The organism is Inquilinus sp. OTU3971 (assembly GCF_038440215.1).
Window position 1 is genome coordinate 1 of sequence record NZ_JASATH010000341.1, and the last position, 4,352, is coordinate 4,352.

The following is a 4,352-nucleotide window of genomic DNA, read 5'->3' on the forward strand; positions in this document are numbered from 1 at the left end:
CCCCCCGGGGGGGGCCCCCCCCCCCCCCCCCCCCCCCGGGCGTGAGCCGTTCAGGCGATGACGCCGTCCACGTGGTTGTCGTCGAACAGCCCGGTCCCATCGATGCCGATGGAGAAGCTGTCATTGGCAGTGTCGCCGTCGGCGTCGGCGATCTGGACGGTGAAATCGAGCTTCTCGTCGGGTGCCGGCTGCGACCGCACCAGGCCGAAGCCGCCGATATCGAAAGTGTTGTTGTCGTTGCCGGCAATGCCGTCCGCATTGCTGATGTTTTGGATCAGGACGCGGTCGTGGGTTCCACTCGTCGTCCATCTCACCTGGTCGCCGCTGGTCAGGCCGGTCACCGTCAAGGTGCCGTCGGCGTTGACCGTGGCGACTGGCGTTGACTCGCCGCTGACCACGAAGTTGACGACCGAGCCGGATGTGATGTTGACCTGCGTATCGTTGGTGAGCCCGTCGACGAAATTCACCCCCGGTTCGGCTGCGGTATTGAAGGCGGAGATCTTGACGGTCACCGGTCCCTTGCCTGGATTGGTCTGGTTGACGGTAAAGGAGGCCGAGGTCGCATTGAACACGCCGGTGAAGGCGATGTTGGCTTCGATATCGGCCTCGTTCTGATCCAGATTGGGCACGAGGAAGTTCGTGTTCGTGCCGGTGACATAGGTGATGAACGCACCCTCATCGGGGTTGATCTGGTTGCCGTTGACGCCGAAGGAGGTGGTGCTGCCGGCTTGACTGATATTGAGCACGTCCTTGGTGTTGATGTTCCCGCCTTGTGATTGATTCAGCGGATCCTCGCCGATCACCACGATCTGGGCGGAGGCTGTATCGCCGAAGATCATGAACAGGTTGCTGCCGGATGGCGCTCCGGCGAAGCCGAACTGCAGCTCCGCGGCCGGAGGATCGTGGAGGACGTCGAAGGTATAGTTGCCACCGGACAAGCTCAGCCTGAAGAAATCGATGTCGCCTGCCGTGTGTGTTCCACTGCTATCGACATCCTGGAAATAGGTGACGGTCGTCCCATTGCCGGTGATGTCTCTGAGCAAGGTCAACTGCCCCGACGTGCCATCGAGTATCGTCAAGGTCGCCGGGGAGCTGGTGATGCTGAAGGTTGCCGGGTTATCCGCTCCGACCACCCCATTGAGCGGGTTGGTCACGGAATCACCAGCGGCGAAGTCCACGAGCCCATCGCTGATGGGACCGATGGCCGGCCCGTCGTCCTGGAACTGCACGGCGTCGCCGATGCCGGTCGAGGCCGTGGCAATGTCGCCGTCGCCGTCGGTGACCGTCACCACCGCCTGCAGCGCGCTGTCGGTGATCGACACCGTATCGTCGGGGTTGGTGGCGTTCGGATGGAGCAGCGAAGCGTACTGCGCCACGCTGACCACGCCGGTCGTGCTGTTGATCGCGACGGCGAAGGCCGCCTGCCCGGCGGCGCCGCCGATGCGGCCGACCACCAGGTTGCCTTCCTTGAACAGGAAGATGCTCGTGCCGTTGGTCGTGTCGAGGCCGGAATCAACCCCCGCCGCAGACACCGCCAGCGAGAACGCCGTCGTGGCGCCCTCCTGGTCCGCGCCAAACGAGCTCCCCGTCGAGCTCACCACGGGGCTCGCGTCCTGCGCGTAGCCGGTCGGGCTCAGATCGGTGCTGACATTGGCGACACCGGCGAACAGCGCCACCACCCCCGCTGCGGTGGTGTCGTCGGCATCCGCCTGCACGCCCGCGGTCTCGTCATGCGCGACCACCGGTGCGCCCTGCACGATCGCCGCCGTCGGCCCGTCGTCCTGGAACTGCACGGCATCGCCAATGCCGGTCAGGGCCGTGGCCGTGTCGCCGTCGCGGTCGGTGACCGTCACCACCGCCTGCAGCGCGCTGTCGGTGATCGACACCGAGTCGTCGGGGTTGGTGGTGTTCGGGTGCCTCAGCGAGGCGTACTGCGCCACGCTGACCACGCCGGTCGTGCTGTTGATCGCGACGGCGAAGGCCGCCTGCCCGGCGGCGCCGCCGATGCGGCCGACCACCAGGTTGCCTTCCTTGAACAGGAAGATGCTCGTGCCGTTGGTCGTGTCGAGGCCGGAATCAACCCCCGCCGCAGACACCGCCAGCGAAAACGCCGTCGTCCCACCCAAGTCGGTACCGAACGAGCTTCCTGTCGAACTCACGACGGGGCTCGCGTTTTGCGCATATCCAGTCGGGCTCAGATCAGCGCTGACATTGGCAACACCGGCAAACAGCGCCACCACCCCCGCCGCGGTGGTGTCGTTCGCATCCGCCTGCACGCCCGCGGTCTCGTCATGCGCGACCACCGGAGCGCCCTGCACAATCGCCGCCGTCGGCCCGTCGTCCTCGATCACGATCTGCTGGCCGACGAACGCCGACTGAGTGCCGGCGGTCTCGACGCCAATGCCGCCGATGTCGAACTTGCCCTGGACGCCGGTGACCTTGAGCCGCTCGTGCGAGGCGGCGTCGTATTCGACGGTATAGTCGTCCTGGAGGCCGCGGAGCTCGACCTCGCCGCTGGCGAGGAAGTCCACGGTGATGCCGTTGACAGGGGTGGTGACGTCGCCCGTGGCGGTGAGCAGGAGGGTGCCGGAGGCGTTGAACACCCGGACCTCGGAAATGGCGGCGATCGGATCATTGGCGTAGCCGTTGATGAAGCCATCGCCGCTCGGCTCAGTGGCACTGCCGTCGCCCTGTGTATTAAGGGCGGTCAGCCTGAACCCGGCCGGGTCGTTGCCTTGCGTCTGCGAGATCTCGACCGAGCCGCCGGTGCTCGTATTGAGGCCGCCGAACAGGATGTTGGTCTCGGCATCCGCCTCACCCTGGCTGAGGTTGGGCACGGTGAAGTTGGTGTTCGGGCTGGTGACGAAGGTGAAGACCATCGTCTCGCCCGGGTCGATCATCTGATTGAACACGCCGAGCGTGGTCGGCCCGCCGCCCTGCGAGATATGAAGCTTGATCACCTCGGCCTCGGGCGTCGCCACCAGGCCGGTACCGCCCGAAGCGACCATGGTGAAGAGGTGGTTGCCTGAGGGCGTGCCGGCGAAGCTGAAGCCGATCTTCTCGCTCGCGGTGAGCTTGAGGGTGTTGCCGAGATTGACCGCGTCGTCCGGGTCGGTGCTGTCGCCATGGAAGATCGGCGCGTAGGTGACGACGTGGAAGGCCACCTGGGCGCTCGTGGCGCCGGCGTTGAGGACCTCCTCCTTGAAGATGACGAAGGCGACTGCGTCGGCGCTGCCGTTGCCATCGCTGTCATAGCGGCCGATCACGATGTCGTCGCCATCGGCAAAGAGCAGGATGCTCCTGCCATCGACGGTGTCGAGCCCGCTGTCGTCGCCGTCGAGAGCGCCGCCGCTCCCGTCGGTGAACCTGATGTCGGTCAGGCTACCCGTCGAAGCATTGACGGTGACCGAGTTCGTCTTGGTCGCGACGCCGACGCTGGTCGGGAATGTGGGATTCAGCCCGAGAGTGGTCTCGAGATAGGTCCGGAACGAAGCCGACAGGGAGGAATACGCCACATCGGTGTCGATAAAGCCGTCGCCGCTATCACCGGTTTGCAGCCCGGTGGTCTGGTCGTTGACGGCCTCATCGTTGAGAATGAAGGTGATCGTCATTGCCGTCCTCCCCATTCGTGTGTCTGGCCCATTGGGCCACGCGTCCTCGGCACCAGGTGCCGTGGCCACTGTTAAACGAAGCATGCGGGATACGAGGCGCCGGGGCCGCAGCTAGGCCGCCGTGCCCCCTGACGCTCTGCCATGCGGACATTTCCGGTGGCAGGATCGCCGGCGTTTCGAGGGGGGGAGGAAGGTCGAAGTGATCCGCAGGAGCGTGTTTGGCGGTCGCGATCCGTTCTCTCGACTGTGATCGGGTACGGCGGAGCTGTCGACGATGATGGTCAGCCTGGACCCAAGCTCCGCGGACCTCCTCCGTCCGCCGCCAGCATTACAGCAGTCAGTTGCACCGCCGAAGGTTGACACCGAGTCTACCCGTTGCGTTGATGGTGCGTGAAAACCCCCAGCCCAGAAAGCAGCCAGAGAATGATTCACTGGAAAGAAAATTGCAGACAATTATAAATTATTAAATATCTGCAACAAAGAGAAAGATATTCCCAACACCATGACGGCAATCTTATGCAAGTAAATCCTCTAGAAATGGGAGATCTATCCTACGAAAGTTGCCAATCGTATACCTTCGGACCATAAGATCCTTCGATCAAAGGTTCGATATTGCTATTCGAATTTCTTACAATGTGTCCGGAGGTGGGGTGGCCGTGGTGAAGAGAACATCGCGGTCTCCGGCGAAGGCCAGATCGATCAGGCGGATACGGTGGGCGTCCGCTTCGGGGAGTCTCAGGA

1 protein-coding gene is annotated in these 4,352 nt (G+C 63.9%); it reads right to left on the reverse strand.

Features of this window, described 5'->3' with window-relative positions; genetic code table 11:
• Positions 1-50 precede the first annotated feature (50 nt).
• Positions 51-3,611, reverse strand: coding sequence for a DUF5801 repeats-in-toxin domain-containing protein (locus tag AAHM41_RS39210; protein ID WP_342242064.1), 3,561 nt, complete (start codon positions 3,609-3,611; stop codon positions 51-53).
• Positions 3,612-4,352 lie beyond the last annotated feature (741 nt).

Excerpts from the sequence above, each read along its gene's own strand:
- AAHM41_RS39210 (WP_342242064.1), bottom strand. The coding sequence starts at position 3,611 with ATGACGATCACCTTCATTCTCAACGATGAGGCCGTCAACGACCAGACC.